This is a genomic window from Enterococcus sp. AZ170, assembly GCF_050545135.1.
GTDB lineage: Bacteria > Bacillota > Bacilli > Lactobacillales > Enterococcaceae > Enterococcus_L > Enterococcus_L ureilyticus.
This window is the reverse complement of sequence record NZ_CP172947.1, coordinates 2,373,024-2,396,611: the sequence shown is the minus strand read 5'-3', so window position 1 is coordinate 2,396,611 and position 23,588 is coordinate 2,373,024. Positions and strand designations below refer to the sequence as shown.

General features: G+C 36.2%; 20 protein-coding genes. 14 read left to right on the top strand and 6 right to left on the bottom strand.

What is annotated here, in order from left to right; translation table 11 throughout:
- Positions 1 to 8 precede the first annotated feature (8 nt).
- On the top strand, positions 9 to 380 hold the full coding sequence (locus IGJ55_RS11605; protein WP_069639608.1) for a VOC family protein: 372 nt from the start codon (positions 9 to 11) through the stop codon (positions 378 to 380).
- A 259-nt stretch (positions 381 to 639) separates the two neighbouring features.
- The gene (locus IGJ55_RS11600) at positions 640 to 1,581 is read left to right on the top strand and encodes a rhodanese-related sulfurtransferase (protein WP_069639609.1); all 942 of its coding nucleotides are present in this window, start codon (positions 640 to 642) and stop codon (positions 1,579 to 1,581) included.
- Positions 1,582 to 1,636: 55 nt separating this feature from the next.
- On the opposite strand, the gene IGJ55_RS11595 is transcribed toward IGJ55_RS11600, so the two are convergent.
- The 3 genes from IGJ55_RS11595 to IGJ55_RS11585 all read right to left on the bottom strand — a co-directional run bounded on the left by IGJ55_RS11595 (position 1,637) and on the right by IGJ55_RS11585 (position 5,757).
- On the bottom strand, positions 1,637 to 2,740 hold the full coding sequence (locus IGJ55_RS11595) for an SLC13 family permease (protein ID WP_429949126.1): 1,104 nt from the start codon (positions 2,738 to 2,740) through the stop codon (positions 1,637 to 1,639).
- A 130-nt stretch (positions 2,741 to 2,870) separates the two neighbouring features.
- Positions 2,871 to 3,608 carry an amino acid ABC transporter ATP-binding protein gene (locus tag IGJ55_RS11590; protein WP_069639611.1) on the bottom strand — a complete coding sequence of 246 codons (738 nt, stop codon included), beginning with the start codon at positions 3,606 to 3,608 and terminating at the stop codon, positions 2,871 to 2,873.
- A gap of 1 nt (position 3,609) precedes the next feature.
- Entirely contained in the window at positions 3,610 to 5,757 is a 2,148-nt protein-coding gene (locus tag IGJ55_RS11585; RefSeq protein WP_430606518.1) for an amino acid ABC transporter substrate-binding protein/permease, read from the bottom strand.
- Between the two features lie 448 nt (positions 5,758 to 6,205).
- Here IGJ55_RS11585 and uvrB point away from each other — a divergent pair, with 448 nt between their 5' ends.
- From uvrB to IGJ55_RS11550, 7 genes are all read left to right on the top strand, one after another.
- The gene (uvrB, locus tag IGJ55_RS11580) at positions 6,206 to 8,200 is read left to right on the top strand and encodes an excinuclease ABC subunit UvrB (protein WP_069639613.1); all 1,995 of its coding nucleotides are present in this window, start codon (positions 6,206 to 6,208) and stop codon (positions 8,198 to 8,200) included.
- A gap of 139 nt (positions 8,201 to 8,339) precedes the next feature.
- Positions 8,340 to 11,156: an excinuclease ABC subunit UvrA gene (gene uvrA, locus IGJ55_RS11575; protein ID WP_429949130.1), complete on the top strand. Its 2,817-nt coding sequence runs from the start codon at positions 8,340 to 8,342 to the stop codon at positions 11,154 to 11,156.
- Positions 11,157 to 11,589: 433 nt separating this feature from the next.
- Positions 11,590 to 11,796 carry a hypothetical protein gene (locus IGJ55_RS11570; protein WP_069639615.1) on the top strand — a complete coding sequence of 69 codons (207 nt, stop codon included), beginning with the start codon at positions 11,590 to 11,592 and terminating at the stop codon, positions 11,794 to 11,796.
- A gap of 430 nt (positions 11,797 to 12,226) precedes the next feature.
- The gene (gene rapZ / locus IGJ55_RS11565) at positions 12,227 to 13,111 is read left to right on the top strand and encodes an RNase adapter RapZ (RefSeq protein ID WP_429949132.1); all 885 of its coding nucleotides are present in this window, start codon (positions 12,227 to 12,229) and stop codon (positions 13,109 to 13,111) included.
- Positions 13,108 to 14,106, top strand: a complete 999-nt coding sequence (locus IGJ55_RS11560) for a gluconeogenesis factor YvcK family protein (protein WP_429949133.1) — start codon at positions 13,108 to 13,110, stop codon at positions 14,104 to 14,106. The genes rapZ and IGJ55_RS11560 overlap by 4 nt, the downstream gene beginning before the upstream one ends.
- A 27-nt stretch (positions 14,107 to 14,133) precedes the next feature.
- Positions 14,134 to 15,069, top strand: a complete 936-nt coding sequence (gene whiA, locus IGJ55_RS11555) for a DNA-binding protein WhiA (RefSeq protein WP_069639618.1) — start codon at positions 14,134 to 14,136, stop codon at positions 15,067 to 15,069.
- A gap of 6 nt (positions 15,070 to 15,075) precedes the next feature.
- Complete coding sequence (locus IGJ55_RS11550) at positions 15,076 to 15,318, top strand: hypothetical protein (RefSeq protein ID WP_429949135.1); 243 nt, start codon at positions 15,076 to 15,078, stop codon at positions 15,316 to 15,318.
- An 18-nt stretch (positions 15,319 to 15,336) separates the two neighbouring features.
- Here the strand turns inward: IGJ55_RS11550 and IGJ55_RS11545 are convergent, their stop codons facing one another.
- From IGJ55_RS11545 to IGJ55_RS11535, 3 genes are all read right to left on the bottom strand, one after another.
- Entirely contained in the window at positions 15,337 to 15,858 is a 522-nt protein-coding gene (locus IGJ55_RS11545) for a DsbA family protein (RefSeq protein WP_429949137.1), read from the bottom strand.
- Between the two features lie 93 nt (positions 15,859 to 15,951).
- Positions 15,952 to 16,548 carry an ATP-dependent Clp endopeptidase proteolytic subunit ClpP gene (gene clpP / locus IGJ55_RS11540; RefSeq protein ID WP_069639621.1) on the bottom strand — a complete coding sequence of 199 codons (597 nt, stop codon included), beginning with the start codon at positions 16,546 to 16,548 and terminating at the stop codon, positions 15,952 to 15,954.
- Between the two features lie 154 nt (positions 16,549 to 16,702).
- Positions 16,703 to 17,179 carry a TM2 domain-containing protein gene (locus tag IGJ55_RS11535; RefSeq protein WP_069639622.1) on the bottom strand — a complete coding sequence of 159 codons (477 nt, stop codon included), beginning with the start codon at positions 17,177 to 17,179 and terminating at the stop codon, positions 16,703 to 16,705.
- A 215-nt stretch (positions 17,180 to 17,394) separates the two neighbouring features.
- On the opposite strand from IGJ55_RS11535, the gene IGJ55_RS11530 reads away from it, so the two are divergent.
- The 5 genes from IGJ55_RS11530 (at position 17,395) to ilvC (ending at position 23,496) form a co-directional block, all read left to right on the top strand.
- Positions 17,395 to 17,910 carry a hypothetical protein gene (locus IGJ55_RS11530; protein ID WP_069639623.1) on the top strand — a complete coding sequence of 172 codons (516 nt, stop codon included), beginning with the start codon at positions 17,395 to 17,397 and terminating at the stop codon, positions 17,908 to 17,910.
- Positions 17,911 to 18,561: 651 nt separating this feature from the next.
- On the top strand, positions 18,562 to 20,253 hold the full coding sequence (ilvD, locus tag IGJ55_RS11525) for a dihydroxy-acid dehydratase (RefSeq protein WP_429949139.1): 1,692 nt from the start codon (positions 18,562 to 18,564) through the stop codon (positions 20,251 to 20,253).
- Positions 20,254 to 20,266: 13 nt separating this feature from the next.
- On the top strand, positions 20,267 to 21,961 hold the full coding sequence (gene ilvB, locus IGJ55_RS11520) for a biosynthetic-type acetolactate synthase large subunit (RefSeq protein ID WP_207120816.1): 1,695 nt from the start codon (positions 20,267 to 20,269) through the stop codon (positions 21,959 to 21,961).
- Between the two features lies 1 nt (position 21,962).
- Positions 21,963 to 22,445, top strand: coding sequence for an acetolactate synthase small subunit (gene ilvN, locus IGJ55_RS11515; protein WP_069639626.1), 483 nt, complete (start codon positions 21,963 to 21,965; stop codon positions 22,443 to 22,445).
- Positions 22,446 to 22,500: 55 nt separating this feature from the next.
- Positions 22,501 to 23,496 (top strand): ketol-acid reductoisomerase, encoded by a 996-nt coding sequence (gene ilvC, locus IGJ55_RS11510; protein ID WP_207120817.1) that lies wholly within the window; start codon positions 22,501 to 22,503, stop codon positions 23,494 to 23,496.
- The last annotated feature ends 92 nt before the right edge of the window (positions 23,497 to 23,588 follow it).

Sequence of the window (23,588 nt, the reverse complement as noted above, 5' to 3'; positions counted from 1 at the left end):
GTTAAATAATGTTTACAAATCAAATCAAAATTATGTTATATGTAACCAATGTAGAGGAATCAAGTAGATTTTGGCAAAAAATTGGTTTTGTAGAAAAAGAAAGAGATGCAGTTGACGGTACCTTAGTTGTAGAGATTGCACCAAGTGAAACGGCAGAAACAATGATTGTCTTATACGATTTAGAATTTATTCAACAGCACTCACCTGAGGTTGCTGGGAATACACCATCATTGATGTTTTTTGCGGATAATATAATAGAATTATACAAAAAAATGAAAGATGCTGGTGTGCGAGTAGGGGAATTAGTGCAATTACCTACTGGATTAGTTTTTAACTTTGCTGATAATGATGAGAATTATTTTGCGGTGTCTGGACAATAAGGAACCTATTTAAATGAACGACCTGAGCTTTTCTTTTTTTAGAAAGCTTAGGTCGTTTTATTTTGAAACATAATGAATTTAAGAGGTGATAGTGCGAAGTAAAAAAGTTCACCTCTATATGTGCATTACTCCACAAGCAAATAGCTCGCTTTTTTTATTTGTTTTTTTATATACTAAATATGTATGAAGAAAAAAACAGGGATTGTACAGTTATTATGGAGATAGCAAAACAGTTTCTTAGAAAAAGGAGAAAGATAAAATGGATTACCGCGTATTACTTTATTATAAATATACGACGATTGAAAACCCTGAAGAATTTGCAAAGGAGCATTTAGATTTTTGTAAATCGCTAAATCTAAAAGGCAGAATTCTAGTCGCAACAGAAGGAATCAATGGCACACTTTCAGGAACGATTGCTGATACAGATGCATATATGGAAGCGATGTTAGCAGATGAGCGTTTTAAAGATACGTACTTCAAAATTGATGAAGTGCCAGAAAATGCCTTTCATAAAATGTTTGTCCGTCCTAGAAAAGAATTAGTTTCTTTGAACTTAGAGGAAGATGTCAATCCTTTAGAAATAACTGGGAAATATTTAGAACCAGCTGAATTTAAAGAAGCATTACTTGATGAAGATACAGTTGTGATCGATGCTAGAAATGATTATGAATATGACTTAGGTCACTTTAGAGGTGCAGTTCGCCCAGATATTCGTAATTTTAGAGAATTACCACAATGGATCAGAGAAAACAAAGAACAATTTATGGATAAAAAAGTTGTGACTTATTGCACGGGTGGCATTCGTTGTGAGAAATTTTCGGGTTGGTTATTAAAAGAAGGCTTTGAAGATGTTGCACAACTTCATGGTGGGATTGCGGTCTACGGAAAAGATCCCGAGACAAGAGGTGAGCTTTGGGATGGTAAAATGTACGTATTTGATGAACGTATTAGTGTTGAAATCAATCATGTTGATAAAAAAATCATTGGAAAAGATTGGTTTGATGGTAGCCCTTGTGAGCGTTACATTAATTGTGCCAACCCATTCTGTAATAAACAAATATTAGCTTCAGAAGAAAACGAAGCAAAATATCTTGGTAGTTGTTCAGACGAATGTCGCCATCATCCTGCGAATCGTTATGTGATGAGAAATGAACTTTCAGAACAAGACGTGAAGGCTAGGCTTGAAGCAATTGCCAATTAAACAACTATTATAAAGTCTAAGGAAAATGATTGATTCATTTTCCTTAGACTTTTTTTTACAATAAAAAAATAAAAAATAGCATAAAGAACAACAAGAAAACGAAGTTGATTAAAGTAAACTGTAAAATAAACTGCTTTGATTGAGAAGGATAGTACTTTTTATATAATTTGAACCCAATTAAATTAGCTAATGAAGCAATGATCGTACCTAAGCCACCTACATTCACGCCCCAAAAGAGTGCTTGAGATTGAACGGTGAATGGCGCTATTAGAATAGCTGCTGGAACATTACTGATCATTTGACTAACGAGGATACTTCCAAAAAAAGTACGCGTATTCGTTGTAAATTGCTCTTTTATAAAAGTTGAAATCATTTCTACTTGAGAAAAGTTTCCCACAGCAATGAAGAAAAAAACAAACGTCCCCAATAATTTATAGTCAACACTGCTAAACGTCTTTTTATCATAGAAAATAAGGATGAGTGTAGCAATAGGAATGATAATGAAATAAGGAAAAATATTAAATACACCTAAAAGAATAAATAGACCGATCAAACTTAAAAAAAATGTTTTTTTCTTATTGATGATTGGAAGGAAACTATTTTGATTAGAAATCGTTGTTTTTTTTATAAATAGAAATGAGAGCAATAGAAATAAAAGCGAAGAAACGAGCAGCACAGATGCCCATACAAAAAATTCAGCCGTTGAAAGCGAGTAGTAAGAGAACAAGAAAAGATTTTGCGGATTTCCAAAAGGAAAAAAACTACTCCCTAAATTAGCAGCAACAATTAGCAATACAGCACCGGCAATTTTATCTGTCATTGTTGGAAATTTTTTGATGATCGTTAAATAAATAGGCATCAAGGTCAGTATCGCGACATCGTTTGTTAGAAGCATTGAACTAAAGAACGATAATAGGACGATATTTCTGATCAGGCTACGAGTTGTCGCCGAGAAATCAATCATTTTTTCTGCAAAAAAAGTTAAAATGCCAAGATTCTCAACATTCTTTACAAAAAGCATCAAACCAAATAAACAAAAAATGACTTTAAAATCGATTGTTTTCAATGAAAACGCACCGAAATAAAGACTAATAATCGCAATCACAAAAGAAATCGTAAATAATAAATCATCGGTAAAAAAAGTAATCATTCGTTTCATTCAACAATGCTCCTTTCGATAGTCTGTTCAAATTTACTTCAAAAAATCTAAAATATCAAGAACAAAGCAACCTCTCTAGCAACAAAATGGATCACTCAATAGTCTGAGTGATCCATTTTAGCATAAGTGATCAAATATTAAGAACTTTATCCAAGAAATCTTTGGTCCGTTCATTTTGCGGATTTTCAAAGATTTGTTGAGGCGTTCCATCTTCTAAGAAATTCCCACCATCGATAAACATCACGCGATTGGCCACTTCTTTAGCGAAGCCCATTTCGTGTGTCACAATGACCATTGTCATTCCTTGTTTAGCAAGTTTTTTCATCACATTTAGCACATCACCAACCATTTCTGGATCAAGTGCTGAAGTAGGTTCGTCAAACAGCATGATGTCTGGATTCATTGCTAAAGCTCGAGCAATTGCGACACGTTGTTTTTGACCGCCAGATAATGATTCAGGATAACTATCTTTTTTATCAGCTAGGCCAACTGTATCTAAAAGCTTGAGGGCTTTTTCTTCGGCTTCTTTTTTAGAAAGGCGTCCTAAATCTGTTGGAGCTAAGGTAATATTTTCCATGATAGATAAATGAGGGAACAGATTAAAATGCTGGAAAACCATTCCGATATGTTGACGAATTTTATTAATATTTGTATTTTTGTCTGTTAGATTCGCACCATCAATGATAATGTCACCGCTTGTTGCTTCTTCCAATTGATTTAAACAACGAAGAAAAGTACTTTTACCAGAACCAGAAGGACCAATTACACAAACCACATCGCCTTCTTGAATGGATACATTAATATCATTTAAAACGGTATTATCACCGTATTTTTTTACTAAATGTTCTACTAGAATTTTTTCCGCCATATTATTTCACCTTCTTTTCCAAAACTTTAGCTAATTTCGTTAAGGCAGTAATTAAAATCAAGTACATCATTGCGATGACGAAGTAAACCATCGTACTTTGTAAGTTTCTTGCAACGATGATTTTACCAGTTTGCAATAATTCAATCAAACCGATTGCCGAAAGTATCGTTGTATCTTTTAATGAGATAACGAATTGATTGACGAACGATGGGATCATGATTTTGATTGCTTGTGGTAAAATGATTTTTTGCATTGTCCGATTATAGGAAAGACCTAAGCTACGTGAAGCTTCCATTTGACCAACAGGTACAGCATTGATCCCGCCTCGTACAATTTCAGAGATATAAGCACTAGCATTTAAGGTCAACGTAATGATCCCAGCTAAGAATACTGGAATATTGAAACCTAAGATTCCTGGTAAGCCAAAGTAAATGAAGAACGCCAAGACCATCAAAGGAATTCCTCGGATAATATCCACATAAATCGTTGAAAGGATACGTAACGCTTTTGAGGGTGAAGCACTGAATAATCCCAAAATCACACCAACGATCAATGCAAGAATAAATGAAATCAAGGTCAATTGAATCGTCATCCATAAACCACTCAACAGACGTTTCCAATTGTTTTGGATCATACCCATAAAGGTTGATTCATCGACTTTACTTTCTGAAGAACCATCTTTTACATATTTTCCGATAATTTCATCGTATTCACCAGTTCGTTTTAACTCAGCCAACCCTTCGTTGAACATTTCGATTAATTCTGGATTTTTATCTTTTTTAACAGCGAAGCCGTACTTTCCGCCTTCTTCACGAGGAATCGGTGTTTCCAGTGGTTGCTTTTGTGCCACACCATAACCGATTACTGGATAATCATCCATCATAGCATCGATTTCACCAATCTCAAGAGCACTATATAAAGCGTCAGTTGTATCAAGGTATTTGATCGAATAATCATATTTATCTTTATTTGCTTCTAAGAAATCAGCACTTTCTGTTCCAATTTTTGCGCCAACTTTTTTATCTTTTAAATCTTCATAAGAATGGATCGAGTCATTGCCTTTTTTTACAGCGATTTGAATACCGCTATTGAAATAAGGCGTTGAGAAGTCAAATGATTTTTCACGTTCATCTGTGATGGTCATTCCTGCAATCATTGCATCTGCTTGCCCAGATTCAACAGCTTGAACAGCTGAGCTAAAGCCAATAAATTTAAATTCAATATTGAAATCTTGCAATTCAGCGATCCGATTTACTAAATCAACATCGATTCCTTCATATTTTCCATCTGCATTTTGAAACTCGAATGGAGCGAAGGTAGAATCACTAGCAATCACGTATGACTTTTTTTTTGGCTGGATCTTTTTCATTGTTGTATCAGATTCAGCTCCAGTAGAAATATACTTGCTTACAATTTCATCGTATTTACCTGAATTTTTTAACTCTTTGAGACCAGCATTGAATTGTTCAATTAATTCTTTATTTTGTCCTTTCTTAACAGCAAAACCGTAAGAACTCCCTTTTTCTTTTTCACCAACTAGCTGAAGTTTTTGCCCATTAGTGATAGCATAGCCTAAAACAGGGTAGTCATCAAAAATGGCATCAGCTTCACCATTTTCAAGTGCTTGATAAAGCCCGGTAGCATCGTCAAAGTTTTTGATCGTGTAGTCATATTTTTCTTGATTCTTTTCTAGGAAAGTTGCACTCTCTGTTCCTACTTTAGCAGCCACAGTCTTTCCTTTTAAGTCGTTATAATCTTTGATAGTATTGTTCCCTTTTTTGACCGCCATTTGTAAGCCACTATCAAAATAAGGTTCAGAAAAATCAAAAGATTTTTTGCGTTCATCTGTAATACTCATTCCGGCAATCATACCATCAACTTGCTTCGATTGTACGGCTTGGATTGCACTGTCAAAGCCCAACGGTTTTAAATCCACCTTAAAATCTTGATCATCCGCAATGGCTTGAAGTAAATCAACATCGATCCCCACATATTCTCCTTTGGAATCTTGAAATTCAAAGGGAGCAAAAGTCAAATCTGTTCCTATAGTATATGTTTTTTCTTCAGCCTGAGCATTTTGCCCAAGTGAGAATGTCAGTAGACTTGCCATCATTACAATGAATGAAAGTAAAAAGTGTTTCCTTTTCATAAAATACCTCCTATATTTGCATATTTGATAATTATATAGTAAAAAAAGGCAAAAGCACAAGTCATTCACTATGATAAAATCAAAAAAAACTCATTTTCTCACATCTGATGTGATGAAATATGACATTTTGCGGTAGAAAATAAATATAAATGGCTAATAAGCTCTAGTTCTAGATAATCCTTTAAAGGCAAACAAAATATTAAATAAAATGTAAATTAGCAAAAAATGCGTATACGCAAACTGCTCTATAACTAGCGAAAATATGTTCGGTATGTTAAAATAATTTTAAGAGTTTCTTTTTAAATGTACCTTGTGAAATCCTTATTGTTTAAAACGAAGCTTTGAATTGATAAGCTCCCGAGACTATCACTTATCTGGATCACTAGCTTATATTAAAGTGAGATTTTTATAGAAAAAGAACAATAATTAAATAAAAGGAGGATGTTAAATGATAGAAAGAGAGACCTCCAATACATTTGACTTAGTATCAAAATATAAGCCGGATGGAGATCAACCAGAAGCAATTAAGAAGTTGGTCGAAGGTATCGAAGGCGGAGAAAAAGCACAAATTTTGTTAGGTGCTACAGGAACCGGGAAAACATTTACGATCTCCAATGTTATAACGGAAGTGAACAAGCCAACATTGGTTATTGCCCATAATAAGACCTTAGCTGGACAGCTTTATGGAGAATTTAAAGAATTCTTCCCTAATAATGCGGTCGAGTATTTTGTTAGTTATTATGACTACTACCAACCAGAGGCCTATGTTCCTTCAAGTGATACATATATAGAAAAAGATGCAAGCATCAATGATGAAATCGATAAATTGCGTCATTCTGCAACTAGTTCATTGTTAGAAAGAAATGATGTAATCGTGGTGGCGTCTGTTTCATGTATTTTTGGGTTAGGTGATCCTAAAGAATATAGTGAGCAAGTGGTGTCTATTCGAGTTGGAATGGAAATGGACCGAAGCCAGTTATTAACAGATCTCGTTAATATTCAATTTGAGCGAAACGATATTGATTTTCAACGTGGTCGCTTTCGCGTTCGAGGGGACGTGGTGGAAATTTTTCCTGCTTCAAGAGATGATCATGCCTTAAGAGTTGAATTTTTTGGAGATGAGATCGAGCGTATTAGAGAAGTTGATGCATTGACAGGTGAAGTGATTGGCGAGACGGAGCATGTAGCGATTTTCCCAGCAACTCACTTTGTTACCAATGAAGATCATATGGAGCATGCGATTTCTCAAATCCAAGAAGAATTAGATGCTCGTTTAAAGGTACTGCATAGCGAAAATAAATTATTGGAAGCACAACGTTTGGAACAACGGACAAATTATGACATTGAGATGATGAGAGAAATGGGCTATACATCTGGTATCGAAAATTATTCTCGTCATATGGATGGCCGCTCAGAGGGAGAGCCACCGTACACATTGATTGACTTCTTCCCTGATGATTTTCTACTTGTGATTGATGAATCCCATGTATCAATGCCGCAAATCCGTGGGATGTACAATGGGGACCGTGCTAGAAAACAAATGTTGGTGGACTATGGTTTCCGTTTGCCTAGTGCTTTGGATAATCGGCCTTTACGATTAGAAGAATTTGAAAAACATGTCCATCAAGTGGTATATGTTTCTGCCACTCCTGGACCGTACGAATATGAACAGACAGATACGGTGATTCCACAGATCATCCGACCGACTGGGCTCTTAGATCCGTTAATTGAAGTACGTCCGATCATGGGACAAATTGATGATTTAGTTGGTGAAATCCATGAGCGAGTAGCAAAAGATCAACGAGTGTTTATCACAACGCTAACCAAGAAAATGTCTGAAGATTTGACCGATTACCTAAAAGAGTTAGGAATCAAAGTAAAATATCTTCACAGTGATATCAAGACGCTTGAACGAACGGAGATTATTCGTGATTTACGTTTAGGAGAATTTGATGTATTGATTGGGATCAATTTACTTCGTGAAGGACTAGATGTGCCTGAGGTCTCTTTAATTGCGATTTTAGATGCAGATAAAGAAGGATTCTTAAGGAGTGAGCGCTCATTGATCCAAACAATCGGACGAGCAGCTCGTAACTCAGATGGACGTGTCATTATGTATGCTGACAAAATCACTGATTCGATGCAAAAAGCAATGGATGAGACAGCACGTCGCCGTTCGATCCAAGAAAAATACAATGAAGAACATGGTATTGTACCAAAAACAATCATTAAAGAAATTCGTGAGTTGATCTCTATTTCTAAGACAAATGAAAAAGGTGAAACATTCAAGATTGACAAGTCCTATCACGAGTTGACTCGTCAAGAAAAAGCCGATCTATTAATGAAGCTAGAGAAAGAAATGAGAGATGCTGCGAAAGCTTTAGACTTTGAAACAGCAGCGACTCTAAGAGATACGATCTTAGAACTAAAAGCAGGAGATTAAAGTATAGTGACTGCTTCATTTGATTGGTAAAAAACATGGATTAGGAACGAGAGCGGATTAACAGATTTTTTTTTCAGCGCACTGTTCAAGATCCGCTCAAAATAATACTCGCTGTGTTTCACAGCAAAGGAGAGTAGTAATGGCAAATGATAAAATCGTCATTCATGGCGCACGCGCACATAATTTAAAGGACATAGATGTTACGATTCCTCGTGATAAAATGGTCGTAGTGACTGGCTTATCTGGTTCAGGGAAAAGTTCATTGGCATTTGATACCTTGTATGCAGAAGGTCAACGTCGATATGTAGAGAGTCTGTCAGCATATGCCAGACAATTTTTAGGTCAAATGGATAAGCCTGATGTAGATAGTATTGATGGATTGAGTCCCGCTATTTCGATTGATCAAAAAACTACCAGTAAAAATCCCCGTTCGACAGTAGGAACTGTAACGGAAATCAATGATTACTTAAGGCTCTTATTTGCTCGAGTGGGTCATCCCATTTGCCCTAACGATGGAACGGAAATCACCAGTCAATCTGTTGAACAAATGGTCGATAAAGTCTTAGAATTGCCTGAGAAAACTAAACTCCAGGTATTGGCTCCTGTGATCGTTAAGAAAAAAGGTCAACATAAGAAGATTTTTGAAATGATTCAGCGTGAAGGGTATGTTCGGATGCGTGTTGATGGAGAAACCTACGATGTAACAGAAGCTCCTGAACTTGAAAAAAATAAAAAACATGACATTGCGATCGTCATAGACCGAATCGTTGTAAAAGAAGGGATCAGGTCTCGTTTATTTGATTCTTTTGAAGCAGCACTGCGTCTGGCGGATGGTTATGCTTTGGTAGATGTGATTGATGGCGAAGAGATGCTTTTCAGCGAACACTATGCGTGTCCCTATTGTGGCTTTACAGTAGGTGAATTAGAACCTAGATTATTTTCATTCAATGCTCCATTTGGCGCTTGCCCTGACTGTGATGGATTAGGGATAAAATTAGAAGTCGATCGAGATTTAGTCATTCCAGATCCAACAAAAACATTGCGTGAAGGGGCAATTGCACCTTGGAACCCTATCAGTTCTCAATACTATCCGCAAATGTTGGAACAAGCAGCGGATAGTTTTAATATAGATATGGATACACCATTTAGTGAATTACCCGAAGAACACCAAGATATTATTTTAAATGGGTCAAAGGGGGAACCGTTTCATTTCCATTATGAAAACGATTTTGGTGGAGTACGAGATGTAGAAGTCCCCTTTGAAGGGGTCTTAACAAATATCAAACGTCGTTATCACGAAACCAATAGTGATTTTACTCGCGAACAAATGCGGCTATATATGACTGAACTAATGTGTCAAACCTGCTCTGGTTACCGTTTAAATCCTCAAGCGTTATCTGTTAAAATCGACAACACGAATATCGGTCAAGTTACAGGGTTGGCAATCAAAAATGCTGTGGCGTTTTTTGAAACACTTACTCTATCTGATCAAGAGCAAATAATTGCTAAACCAATCTTAAAAGAAGTGAAAGATCGGTTGAACTTTTTGGAAAATGTTGGGTTGGATTATTTAACTCTAAGTAGGGCAGCTGGAACATTGTCTGGTGGTGAGGCGCAACGTATTCGTTTAGCAACACAAATTGGTTCCAATTTATCAGGTGTATTGTATATTCTAGATGAACCTTCGATTGGATTACATCAAAGAGACAATGATCGATTGATTGAATCACTCAAAAAAATGCGTGATTTGGGAAATACGCTGATTGTTGTTGAACATGATGAAGATACAATGCGTGCATCGGATTATTTGATTGATGTCGGACCAGGTGCTGGACATTTAGGGGGAGAAATCGTAGCTTCTGGTACGCCAGATGAAGTAGCTAAAAATCCCAATTCCCTAACTGGTCAATATCTTTCGGGTAATAAAGTTATTCCTGTCCCGAAAGAACGTCGTAAAGGGAATGGCAAGAAAATAAAAGTTACCGGTGCTTCTGAAAATAACTTAAAAAATGTGACAGTAGAATTTCCTTTGGGGGAATTTATCGCAGTCACTGGGGTTTCAGGATCTGGGAAAAGTACCTTAGTAAATCAAATCCTAAAAAAGGCTCTAGCACAAAAAATTAATCGGAACTCCAATAAACCTGGAAAACATAAAAGTATCACAGGCTATAAGCATATCGAAAAAATCATTGATATTGATCAGAGCCCAATTGGACGAACACCGCGAAGTAACCCAGCCACATATACAAGTGTGTTTGATGATATTCGTGATTTGTTTGCAAAAACGAACGAAGCAAAAGTTCGCGGTTATAAAAAAGGGCGCTTTAGTTTTAATGTGAAAGGTGGACGTTGCGAAGCGTGTCGCGGGGATGGAATTATTAAAATTGAAATGCACTTTTTACCTGACGTGTACGTTCCCTGTGAAGTTTGTCATGGAAAACGTTACAATTCGGAAACATTAGAAGTTCATTATAAAGGGAAAAATATCTCTGATATTCTAGAGCTGACAGTTGAAGATGCAGTAGAATTCTTTCAACATATCCCTAAAATTCATCGGAAATTGAAAACAATCGTTGATGTTGGATTAGGCTATGTCACATTAGGGCAACCAGCAACTACATTGTCGGGTGGCGAGGCGCAGAGGATGAAACTTGCAAGTGAACTTCACAAAAATTCCAATGGTAAAAATTTCTATATTTTAGATGAACCAACTACAGGATTGCATACAGATGACATCGCTCGTTTATTAGTCGTACTAGAAAGACTTGTAGAAGCGGGAAATACTGTTCTTGTTATTGAACATAACTTAGATGTAATCAAATCCGCAGATCATGTGATCGATTTAGGTCCTGAAGGTGGGGACGGTGGTGGAACAATCGTTGCTACAGGAACACCAGAAGAAATTGCTAAAGTCAAAACGAGTTATACTGGAAAATACCTCAAACGAGTTTTATAAAATGGTATACTCTATCTGAAAGGAATAACACTTTTTTAAGAAAGTTTGAAGATTAGAGTAAAATTATCTGTTGCTATTGATTTTTTTCGTTCCTTGAAGTAGAATCACACTCAGATAGATATATTGTTCAACCAAATTGGTATATATCTTTCCTTCTATAAATAATCCGTTCAAAAGAAAACAGCCTGAATTATTTAAGGTTGTTTTTTTTTATCAAAAGAATAAATTTCAATAAGTATAAAGGGTAAAGAAAACAATTAAATAAATAAAAATGAGTGAAAAATAATAAAACAAAAGAAAAAATATGTTTTTTAATAATCTTAATCTAAAAATAGTCAAAAAAAGGAAAAATCTATACGTAAGTTGAATGATTATTTATTGAAAATCATGATATCCTATAAATACAAAAAGTGTATGGAAGGATGATTTTTTCTTGGAAAAAAGAGAAGTAAAAATTGGCGCACATTATGTTTGTCATGGATCAGATTTTTCTTGGTTTTTTGTAGGAGAAGCCATCTCTAAAGAAGATGATGATGTACAAGTAAGAGTGATAAAATGTCACCCAACAGATCGTCCAGTCATAAATTGTGATGATCCTATTTTAAACCTAGACTACTTTAATGTCATTGAAGACGCGTAATTTTGATCTTTCCAAATTTAAGTTTGTTCTTATTAAATTGCTTCTAATAAGTAATCATATATATCAAAAAATAGATGAACACTGAGATATAAGCAGAGTTCTAAAGTTTCACAATTTTAAAGATAGTGCATCATTTTTTTATTTCACATTTCAATTTGGCGTATGAAGGATAACTAGTGATTAGTTTTCTTCTACGCTTTTTTTGTAGTTTATAAATATATTTAAAAAATATTTGTTATGAATATTATTGATACAAAAGAAAATGAATGAAGAGAAGAATTTTTTGAAAAAAAGTTGAAATTTAATAAAATATAGCCTACCAATTAATTCGTAAGAAAGTCTGAATCACAGATAAGAATGTTATGAAAAGCTTTCTTTGATACGCCCGGGATGTTATAATTAATAAAATGTTTCCTAAGGAGTGCTAAAAATGGTCGATAATCTACAATTAGTAATAATCACTGGAATGAGTGGTGCAGGAAAAACTGTTGCTATTCAAAGTTTTGAAGATATGGGGTATTTTTGTATCGACAATATGCCACCAAGTTTGATTCCAAAGTTTTGGGAGTTGATCAAAGAATCTGGAAAAGTAACGAAAATTGCGCTTGTGATTGATTTACGTTCCCGTAATTTCTTTAGAGAGATTCAAGATATGTTGGTTGAATTAGAAAATACGAATTTAATAGATACTACGATCATGTTTCTAGATGCGACGGATGAAGAGCTTGTTTCTAGGTACAAAGAAACTCGTCGTGCGCACCCATTAGCGATGGATGGTTTAATCACCGAAGGAATCAGGAAAGAGCGGGCAATTCTTGAAGAAATCAAAGGCGATGCTCAAGTTGTAATAGATACGACCAGCTTATCTCCTAGACAACTACGTGAAAGAATCAATAGTGAATTTAAATCTAGAGATACGCACGAATTCCGTGTAGAGTTGGTTTCTTTTGGATTCAAATACGGTTTACCGATCGATGCAGATATTGTGATGGATGTCCGTTTTTTACCGAATCCTCATTATATTCCAGAATTAAAACCATTGACCGGACAAGATTCATCTGTCTATGATTATGTGATGAGTTTTCCTGAAACAGAGAGCTTCTATACTCGTTTTATCGACTTATTGAAAAACGTGATGCCAGGCTATGAAAAAGAAGGAAAATCAAGCATTACGATTGCCATTGGATGTACTGGTGGACAACATCGATCAGTCGCACTGACTGAACGTGTCGGTAAGGAGTTAGGGCAAGAATATCATGTGAATATTACCCATCGTGATAAAGGAAAACGGAAAGAGACGGTAAATCGCTCATGAAAATGAAAACTTATCGGATTAGAAAACCCAAGATTGTTGTTGTTGGCGGAGGGACAGGCTTACCGGTTATTTTAAAAAGTCTACGAAATCAAAGTGCGGATATTACAGCAGTTGTAACTGTAGCGGATGATGGAGGAAGCAGCGGTGAAATCCGAGAATCGATGAACATGACGCCTCCTGGTGATTTGCGTAATGTTTTGGTCGCATTATCAGATATGCCTCAGCTTTATGAAGATATTTTTCAATATCGTTTCGATCAATCAGATAAATATTTTGCTAATCATGCAATTGGCAATTTAATCATTGCGGCTGTTTCAGAAATGCGGGGGAGTACCTATGAAGCGATTCAGCTACTTTCAAAAATGATGCATGTTGACGGGCATATTTATCCTTCATCAGAAAGACCATTGACGCTTCATGCCGTTTTCAAAGATGGTACTATCGCAGTTGGAGAATCAAGTATTGCAGTTGATCGAAAAACAATCGATCATGTTTTTGTGACTAACACGAATGATAATGAGCAACCAAAAGCTGCTAGGAAAGTCGTTAAGGCTATCGAAGAGGCAGATATGATCGTGTTAGGACCAGGTAGCATGTTTACAAGTATTTTGCCTAACTTAGTGATCAATGAAATTGGAGATGCGATCATTAATGCAAAAGGAGAAGTCGTTTATATCTGTAATATTATGACTCAAAAGGGCGAAACGGAACATTTTACTGATGCTGATCATGTTTGTGTTTTACATGAACACTTAAAAAGTAAATTTGTTGATACTGTTTTGGTCAATACTGAAAATGTTCCTGATGGGTATATGGATCCGGAGATTTATGATGAATATCTAGTTCAGGTGGAGCATGATTTTCAGCGTTTGAGAGATGAAGGCTGTCGTGTGATTTCGACAGATTTCTTGAAATTACGTGACGGCGGTGTTTTTCATGACGGGGATAAGGTTGTAGATGAATTATTCCGTATCGTATTTGGCCCAAGATATTAAAAAGTAAGAAGAAAGGAGGAAGGTAGATTGTCTTTTGCAGCGGATGTAAAAAAAGAACTAACGACCTTAGAAGTTCATCGGGAACATGCTCGATCAGAATTAGCTGCGTTGATTCGGATGAATGGTTCACTAAGTATCGTGAATCAGCAATTCGTCTTGAATGTTCAAACAGAAAATGCAGCGATTGCCAGACGAATCTATTCTCTTTTAAAAGATCATTATGAGGTGCGTTCGGAATTATTGGTACGAAAAAAGATGAAACTAAAGAAGAACAATGTCTATATCGTAAGATTAAAACAAGATACGAAAAGTGTATTAGCTGATTTAGACATTTTAGATGGTATGATGTTTAACACTCATGTGTCGGACGAAATTATAGGAAATGCACAAAAAATGAGGTCTTATTTAAGAGGAGCTTTTATGGCTTCTGGATCAGTTAATAACCCGGAAACTAGCCGATATCATTTGGAAATATTTTCTATTTATGAAGAACATAATGATGATATTTGTCAGATGCTGAACTATTATGACTTGAATGCTCGAACGTTAGAACGGCGCAACGGGTATATTTCTTATTTAAAAGGTGCTGAACGAATTGCTGATTTTCTAACGTTGATCGGTGCGACCAATTCAATGTTAAAATTTGAAGATGTTCGGATCGTTCGTGATATGCGTAATTCAGTCAATCGGTTAGTCAATTGTGAAACAGCGAATCTCAATAAAACGATCGATGCAGCTTCGAAGCAAATTGAAAATATCCAGTATATTGAAAGTGTAGTTGGCTTATCGGCTTTACCAGGGAAATTACAAGAGATTGCTGAATTAAGATTAGAGTATCCGGAAGTAAGTTTAAAAGAATTAGGCGAGATGATCCCATCAGGTGCTATTTCAAAGTCAGGAATCAATCATCGAATTCGTAAAATCAATGAATTTGCAGATAAACTAAGAGAAAAAAGTGCGTAACCTTTTATGGATTGCTATGAGAGAATAGCAGAAAGTTGGGTGGAAATGATGGGCGTAGAAGATAAAGATTTTATCATGAGGCAAATCAAGCAACTCGGAGAAGGTCTAGGAAATTTTCTTGGCAAGGAGGATGTAGATAAGATTTTGAGTTTTGGAGAAGACGCTGAAAAAGAGATTCAAGATTCTGCAACAGCTAAGGAATCGAGTATTGACCGTAGCTCTAAAGAAAACGAGACCAAGCCTAAATAAATAGCTTGGTCTCGTTTTTTATTTCCCTTCTATATAACCAATCAATTCTTCTTTAGTAATCGATTCATCAAAAATATGCTCACCAATAATAATTGTTGGTACAAATTTGATATTGGCAGCTTCAGCTTCCAGAATTACTGCTTGAATGATCGCAGGTTCTTCTTTTTTAGACAATTGTAAATTATCTTGTGCAAAAACAGCGACATCTTCTAAAGAAAGATTTCCCCATTGGTCTTGGGTATCATACATTTGTTTCAAATCAGCCAACCCTTTTTCAGGTAAGTCATAATTGATATGATGATGCATGACATTGCCTCGTTGTAGGCTTTCTTTTTCTTTGTCTAATAGCTTGATAATTCGTTGGACTTTTCCTTGTTTGACATACTCATTTAGGAAATCAAAGGATTCCTCAAACCATTTTTTACAATAAGGGCAACGAACATTCATAAATTCTACCATCTTTACTGGAGCCGAGTCTTTTCCAATAGCTAAACCATTTTTTGTAGTAACTTTTGTTGCATCAATAACTGAAATATCCATTTTACAAACATCCTTTCATTTCTTATACTTATAAGTGTAGCGCTTTTAATCATCAATTTAAATAAAAATGCCCAAAATTCTGGGCATTTTTCATTATTTACTTAATGAGCTGCTATTTTCCATTACTTCATCGATCAAACCATATTCTTTCGCTTGTGTAGCTGTCATAAAGTTGTCACGGTCGGTGTCGCGTTCGATGACTTCAAGTGGTTGACCAGTACGTTCAGCCAAAATTTTATTTAGGCGATCACGTGTATCAAGAATATGTTTCGCTGCGATCTCAATTTCAGTTGCTTGACCTTGAGCGCCACCTAATGGTTGGTGGATCATGATTTCTGCATTAGGTAATGCGAATCGTTTGCCTTTTGTACCAGCAGTCAATAAGAAACTGCCCATAGAAGCTGCCATACCAAGAACGATAGTTTGGACATCCGCTTTAACAAAATTCATTGTATCAAAGATGGCTAATCCAGCAGAAACACTTCCACCTGGTGAGTTGATGTAAATATAGATATCTTTTTCAGAGTCTTGTGCATCCAAAAATAATAACTGAGCAATGACCGAGTTTGCTACATTATCATCAATTGGACCACTTAACATAATGATTCTATCTTTTAATAATCGTGAATAAATATCATATGCTCTTTCTCCACGAGATGATTGTTCAATAACTGTTGGTATTAAATTCATAGTATATTCCTCCTATAATAAAGCTCTTCAAATCATTTTATCACAAAGCAAGACTTAATGCTTAAAAAAAGTATACTGTATTGGTCAATAAAGGTCAACTTTAATGCACTAAATTAAATAAAAAAACCTTAGAAAACTAAGGCTTTTTTGAGTATTATGAAGTGACTACAATATTTCCATTTTGATCAGCTGGTTTAAGTAAAGTCATGATTGAAGTGAAAAATGCAATAACTGCAGGAATCGCTGTCCAAGAGAATACTAGGTACATAATGCCTTTTCCAGTGAAACCAGAATAAAACTTATGAATGCCTATCCAACCTAAGAAAAAGGCTAATATAAAATAAATCCATTTATTAACAACTCTACCATGCTGTACATAGCCGCCAACGGACTGTGTATTGTTATTTTCATTCACAATGTTAATATTGATCTTATCTTGTAAATTGTCTATTGTATTTGTAGCTTGTTCTGCTTTGTGGATGATCAATTCGTCACCATCTTCAAATACATCAACTTGATCCCCAACTTCTGGCTTAAAATGAAACCACTCATACAAAGCACGAGTTGTGCTTCCATCTTCATTAGCAATAACAACATCATCAAAATCTAACTTAATAACTTTTTTCCCCATATCAACTTCCCCAATTCTCCAAATAATATTACTACCGCTATATTATATCATCAATTGAATGAGTAATCTAGACCTATAAATAAAGGAAATAAACAAAATGCTAAAAAAAAAATAAAAAGTTTAGTAAGATAAATATTTTTTTTCATATTTTTTTGTCCTTGTGAAAGAGTATGTTATACTAAAAAAACAAGAATGAAAAGAGTGAGGGAATCCAAATGGTGGTTTTTATTGCAGGTATGACTGGTGTGCTAATTGGTGCAGTAATTGTATCAATAGGCGTGGCACTTCGTGTCACTTATGATGAACGCAAGGCAGTCCGTTACCGAGAATTAGAAAATTTTGTTAAAGAAATAGAAACACTGAACCTTCTAAACAAGAAGATCAATGAGATTCTACAAAAAAGAGATATCTATGTAGACAAGTCGGTGAATTTTATATCAATGGACGATTGTTATATCAGCATCGATGATTTTATTTATTTAGAATCTTTTTCGGCCCAAAATAATTTTTACTTACCAACATATTTGATTGAAGAATTTTTCAAAAAAATCGCCCATAGAAAAGTCATCTTAACACCAGATGAAGTGATCTCAATGGGTGGTAGTACTTATAAAGGCGGGCGTGTGATTTTAGAAAGCTTTTCAGAAGAGCTACTTTCAATCATTGAAGATAAGAAAAGACAAATGAAACGGTTGACACATAAACCTTTATACTATTTTCAAAGAGGATAATAGAGTAGACACTTGAAGGATTTCAAGTGTCTTTTTTTTGCAAATGATAAGACGTATATTGGATTTTTCATGTCCTAAAATGAGATGAACAATGAAATAAAAGTAAGGACACTACTTCGACCAGATTAAGCTCTAACCATTCATTTGAAATCAAGAGTGGCAGCGATTATTCTATAAATATAAACGACGGGAAAAAAACAAAAGCATTGAATTTCCATTCGTTAGATAGAAAAAAACCATAAGTAAGAAAAAGAGAACTTATGTTTTTAGAATTTTCTGAATCTTTTTATCAAATTTTATTGACATTCTCATTTAATAGGTTTATAGTTAACAAAAGCTTTTATTTATCACATGCTATTTTAATCTTTACGATAGATTTTTAAAAATGAGGAGACCGTTACTATGGAAAAGACAAAAAACAATCACGTATTAGTCATTATTTTACCGTGTAGGACTTAGAACACTGAGAAATTTCGCAGATGTTTGAGTCCTGTTTGTCTTTCGTAGATGGGATTCTTACTAAGACATCCCATTATTCAATGGGATGTCTTTTTTTCAAAAAAAATGTAAGGAAGCAGAGTAAATAAAAAATTGAATCAGAAGCAGCAAAATAAAAGCTACTGACGATAACTGAATTGGAGTGGATGAAAAATGCGTAGTGATCAAATAAAAAAAGGGATTGAAGCTGCACCCGCCAGAAGTTTACTTTATGCAACGGGACAAGTGAAAAATGCTAAGGACATGCAAAAGCCGTTTATAGCAATTTGTAATTCTTATATTGATATTGTTCCGGGTCATGTACATTTAAGAGAGTTAGCCGATGTTGCAAAAGAAGCGATTCGGGAAGCGGGAGGAATTCCTTTCGAATTCAATACGATCGGTGTAGATGATGGGATTGCGATGGGGCATATCGGCATGCGTTATTCTTTACCTAGTAGAGAAATTATTGCAGATGCTGCTGAAACGGTGATCAATGCGCATTGGTTCGATGGTGTTTTCTATATTCCAAACTGTGACAAAATCACTCCAGGTATGTTGATGGCAAGTGTACGTACAAATGTTCCTGCAATTTTTTGTTCAGGTGGTCCGATGAAGGCAGGTGTTGATCCAAGAGGTCATACTACAACGCTCTCGAATATGTTTGAAGCAGTTGGAACATTTAAAGAAGGCAAAATGACAGAAGAAGAATTCAATTTTATGGAGCAAAATGCTTGCCCAACCTGTGGTTCCTGTGCAGGAATGTTTACGGCAAATTCGATGAATTGTTTGATGGAAGTGTTAGGAATGGCTTTACCTGGAAATGGGACGATTTTAGCTGTATCAGATGAACGGAGAGAATTAGTTAGACAGTCTGCTTTTCATTTGATGGATCTAGTCAAAAAACAGATTAAACCAAGAGATATCATCACAAAAGAAGCAATCGATGATGCATTTGCTTTAGACATGGCAATGGGCGGTTCTACTAATACAGTTTTGCATACATTGGCAATCGCAAATGAAGCCGAAATCGACTATAACTTGGAAGAAGTCAATGCGATTGCTGAGCGTGTTCCATATTTATCAAAAATCGCTCCTTCATCTGCCTATTCGATGCACGATGTCCATGAAGCAGGTGGTGTTCCAGCAATTATGAAAGAGTTGGTCGATCTAGGCGATGCAATTCATCCAGATCGTATCACAGTTACAGGAAAAACGATTCGTGAAAACGTTCAAGATGCAGTAATCAAAAATGAAGAAGTTATCCATCCAAAGGAAAATCCATACAGTCCGGTTGGTGGTCTATCGATTTTGTATGGAAATATTGCGCCAAAAGGCAGTGTGATCAAAGTCGGCGGGGTTGATCCATCAATCAAAAAATTTGTAGGGAAAGCAATATGTTTTGGCTCTCATGATGAAGCTGTGGCAGCAATCGATGATCATACGGTAAAAAAAGGTCATGTTGTCGTGATTCGTTACGAAGGACCAAAAGGCGGACCAGGTATGCCGGAAATGTTGGCACCGACATCAAGTATTGTAGGACGAGGTTTAGGCAAAGATGTAGCATTGATCACAGATGGGCGTTTTTCGGGTGCTACTCGAGGAATCGCTGTTGGTCATATTTCTCCAGAAGCTGCAGCAGGCGGACCCATTGCATTAATCGAAGATGGGGATGAAATTGAGATTGATTTAACCAATCGGACATTGGAATTACATGTTTCTGAAGAAGAGCTGGCGAAAAGAAATGATCAACTGCCGACATTCAAAGCAAAAGTAAAAACAGGATACTTAGCTCGATATACAGCGTTGGTCACTTCAGCTCATACAGGTGGAATCATGCAGATTCCAGCAGATTTGCTAGACTAGAGGAGGGAAGCTCATGGCAGAAAAACAGAGAAAAATGAAAAATGGTTCAAAGCTTTTAATTGACTCGTTATTGAAGCAAAAGGTAGAAATGATTTTTGGATATCCTGGTGGAGCAGTCCTCCCTCTATACGATGCGTTATATGATGGAGACATTCCGCATATTTTAACGAGACATGAACAAGGAGCCGTCCATGCAGCTGAAGGGTATGCGAAAGCAACTGGTAAACCAGGTGTTGTTATCGTAACTAGTGGTCCAGGTGCAACAAATGCGATCACTGGAATTGCGGATGCAATGAGTGATTCAATTCCTTTAGTTGTCTTTACAGGGCAAGTAGTCACAGATGGTATTGGAAAAGACGCCTTTCAAGAGGCAGATATAATTGGATTAACGATGCCGATCACTAAAAATAATTACCAAGTTCGAGAAACAAAAGAATTACCAAGAATTATTGAAGAAGCCTTTCATATTGCGACAACTGGCAGAAAAGGCCCGGTTGTGATCGATTTACCAAAAGACATGACCATTATGGAAGCTGAGGCAGACATTGAGGTAAAACTAGACTTACCAAGTTATCAACCAACTGTGAAACCAAATAAACTACAAATCAAAAAACTTATGGAAGCCTTGTCGACAGCTAAAAAACCATTGGTATTAGTCGGAGCAGGTGTACTACACGCAGATGCAGGGCAAGAATTAGTTGAGTTAGTCAATAAATATCAAGTTCCAGCGCTAAGTTCACTGTTAGGACTTGGAGCAATTCCAACAGAAAACGAGCTGTTCTTAGGCATGGGCGGTATGCATGGCTCGTTTGCAGCGAATATGGCATTGACTGATTGCGACTTGCTGATCAATATTGGCTCTCGCTTTGACGACCGTTTGGCTAGTGCACCAAAAGAATTTGCTTCAAACGCAGTGATTGCTCATGTTGATATTGATCCTGCTGAAATCGGAAAAATCATCGATACTCAGATCCCAATCGTAGCAGATGCGAAAGAAACGTTAAAAGAAATGTTGAAAACAGAAGTAAAATGCAATGATTGGAGCGATTGGAAGAAACTAAATCTTTCACGAAAAAAACTGCATCCATTCAAATATGATAAAGAACAAAAGACCGAAATCAAGCCGCAAAAGGTCATTGAATTCATTGGTGAATTGACAGAGGGTGAAGCCATCGTTGCAACGGATGTTGGTCAGCATCAAATGTGGGCTGCACAGTTTTATCCATTTAAAAATGAAAAACAGCTTATAACAAGCGGTGGTCTAGGAACAATGGGTTACGGTGTTCCAGCTGCAATCGGTGCAAAATTGGGTTGTCCAGATAAAGAAGTTGTTCTCTTTGTCGGTGATGGTGGCTTCCAAATGACAAATCAAGAGTTAGCAATTTTAAATGAATACAATATTCCAATCAAAATCGTGATTTTGAATAATCAGTCATTAGGAATGGTCCGTCAGTGGCAGGAAAGCTTTTTCAACGGTCGATGCTCAGAATCAGTTTTTGCTACACAACCAGATTTTGTAAAAATGGCAGAAGCCTATCATATTAGAGGAATCAGAATAGAGGACCCGAATACTGTCGAGGCAGATTTAACTGAAGCCTTTAAAGAAACAGGACCATTATTGATTGAAGTGATGGTTTCACCAACGGAACATGTATTACCTATGGTTCCAGCTGGAAAAGCAAACTATCAAATGCTGGGGGTGGATTAAAATGAGACGGATCATTACCGCAACAGTCAATAATAATTCGGGTGTCTTAAACCGGTTTAGTGGTGTGTTGACACGCAGACAAGTCAATATCGACAGTATATCTGTTGGAGCAACGGAGTTAGAGAATGTTTCAAGGATAACGATCATCGTTCAAGTAGCAGATTTAAATGAAGCAGAGCAAGTGACCAAACAACTGAATAAACAAATCGACGTGATCAAAGTTTCTGATATTACAGATGAACCACATTTGGAAAGAGAACTAGCATTGGTCAAGCTTAATGCGCCAGCTACTGTTAGAGCTGAATTGTTCTCAGTGATCGATCCATTTAGAGCGAACGTGATCGATGTCGGTACACGTACCGTCGTGATTCAAGTCACAGGCACTAGTGAAAAAATCAGTGCCTTTGTCGATGTTGTAGCGCCATATGGCATTAAACAATTAGCACGAACAGGTGTTACTGGATTTACAAGAGGCAATAACTAAAAAAGGGTCTTAAAGCATACGCTTATAAGCATAAAAAAATTTGGAGGGTTCAAAAATGGCAAAAGTATATTATGATAATTCAGTAGAAAACAATCAATTAGAAGGAAAAACAATTGCAATCATCGGTTATGGTTCGCAAGGACATGCCCACGCTCAAAACTTACGAGATAATGGCAATCAAGTAATCATCGGAATTCGTGAAGGAAAATCAGCAGAAGCAGCTCGTAACGATGGTTTTGACGTATTGACCGTTGAAGAAGCATCTAAAAAAGCAGATGTAGTCATGATTTTAGCTCCAGATGAAATCCAAGGAGAGCTCTATGACAATGAAATTGCACCAAACTTAGAAGCAGGCAATGCATTAGCATTCGGTCATGGCTTCAATATTCATTTTGATGTAATCAACCCACCAAAAGATGTGGATGTTTTCTTAGTTGCTCCTAAAGGACCAGGACACCTTGTTCGTCGTACGTTTACAGAAGGTTTTGCAGTACCTGCATTATTTGCGGTATATCAAGATGCAACAGGAAAAGCAAGCGATGTTGCTTTGTCTTATGCCAAAGGAATCGGTGCTACGCGTGTCGGAGTACTGGAGACTACCTTTAAAGAAGAAACTGAAACAGATCTATTCGGGGAACAAGCCGTATTATGTGGTGGTTTAACTAGCTTGATCGAAGCAGGTTTTGAAACCTTAACAGAAGCTGGCTACCAACCGGAATTAGCTTACTTTGAAGTATGTCACGAATTGAAATTGATCGTTGACCTTATTTATGAAGGAGGATTTGAAAAAATGCGTAACTCTATCTCAAATACTGCAGAGTATGGAGATTATGTATCAGGACCACGTGTTGTTACCTCAGAAGCTAAAGCTAATATGAAAGAAGTGTTGACTGATATCCAAAATGGCAAATTTGCTAAAGGATTCATCGATGATAATAAAAATGGCTTTAAAGAATTCAATCAAATGCGTAAAGAGAACGCTGGACATCCAATTGAAAAAGTTGGCGCAGAGTTACGTAAAATGATGCCTTTTGTATCAAGAGAAGACTAAAAGATACGTTCAGTAACTAGAGGCTGAGAAAAGAGCTGTATTCCTTCTTCAATCAATAATGGGAGTGCACCATTTATCTCAGCTTCTTTTAC

Excerpts from the sequence above, each read along its gene's own strand:
- ilvD (WP_429949139.1), top strand. The coding sequence starts at position 18,562 with ATGCGTAGTGATCAAATAAAAAAAGGGATTGAAGCTGCACCCGCCAGA.
- uvrA (WP_429949130.1), top strand. The coding sequence starts at position 8,340 with ATGGCAAATGATAAAATCGTCATTCATGGCGCACGCGCACATAATTTA.
- IGJ55_RS11605 (WP_069639608.1), top strand. The coding sequence starts at position 9 with ATGTTTACAAATCAAATCAAAATTATGTTATATGTAACCAATGTAGAG.
- ilvN (WP_069639626.1), top strand. The coding sequence starts at position 21,963 with ATGAGACGGATCATTACCGCAACAGTCAATAATAATTCGGGTGTCTTA.
- IGJ55_RS11590 (WP_069639611.1), bottom strand. The coding sequence starts at position 3,608 with ATGGCGGAAAAAATTCTAGTAGAACATTTAGTAAAAAAATACGGTGAT.
- IGJ55_RS11595 (WP_429949126.1), bottom strand. The coding sequence starts at position 2,740 with ATGAAACGAATGATTACTTTTTTTACCGATGATTTATTATTTACGATT.
- IGJ55_RS11545 (WP_429949137.1), bottom strand. The coding sequence starts at position 15,858 with ATGGATATTTCAGTTATTGATGCAACAAAAGTTACTACAAAAAATGGT.
- IGJ55_RS11600 (WP_069639609.1), top strand. The coding sequence starts at position 640 with ATGGATTACCGCGTATTACTTTATTATAAATATACGACGATTGAAAAC.
- ilvC (WP_207120817.1), top strand. The coding sequence starts at position 22,501 with ATGGCAAAAGTATATTATGATAATTCAGTAGAAAACAATCAATTAGAA.
- ilvB (WP_207120816.1), top strand. The coding sequence starts at position 20,267 with ATGGCAGAAAAACAGAGAAAAATGAAAAATGGTTCAAAGCTTTTAATT.
- IGJ55_RS11530 (WP_069639623.1), top strand. The coding sequence starts at position 17,395 with ATGGTGGTTTTTATTGCAGGTATGACTGGTGTGCTAATTGGTGCAGTA.
- IGJ55_RS11535 (WP_069639622.1), bottom strand. The coding sequence starts at position 17,179 with ATGGGGAAAAAAGTTATTAAGTTAGATTTTGATGATGTTGTTATTGCT.
- IGJ55_RS11585 (WP_430606518.1), bottom strand. The coding sequence starts at position 5,757 with ATGAAAAGGAAACACTTTTTACTTTCATTCATTGTAATGATGGCAAGT.
- uvrB (WP_069639613.1), top strand. The coding sequence starts at position 6,206 with ATGATAGAAAGAGAGACCTCCAATACATTTGACTTAGTATCAAAATAT.
- clpP (WP_069639621.1), bottom strand. The coding sequence starts at position 16,548 with ATGAATTTAATACCAACAGTTATTGAACAATCATCTCGTGGAGAAAGA.
- rapZ (WP_429949132.1), top strand. The coding sequence starts at position 12,227 with ATGGTCGATAATCTACAATTAGTAATAATCACTGGAATGAGTGGTGCA.
- IGJ55_RS11550 (WP_429949135.1), top strand. The coding sequence starts at position 15,076 with ATGGATTGCTATGAGAGAATAGCAGAAAGTTGGGTGGAAATGATGGGC.
- IGJ55_RS11560 (WP_429949133.1), top strand. The coding sequence starts at position 13,108 with ATGAAAATGAAAACTTATCGGATTAGAAAACCCAAGATTGTTGTTGTT.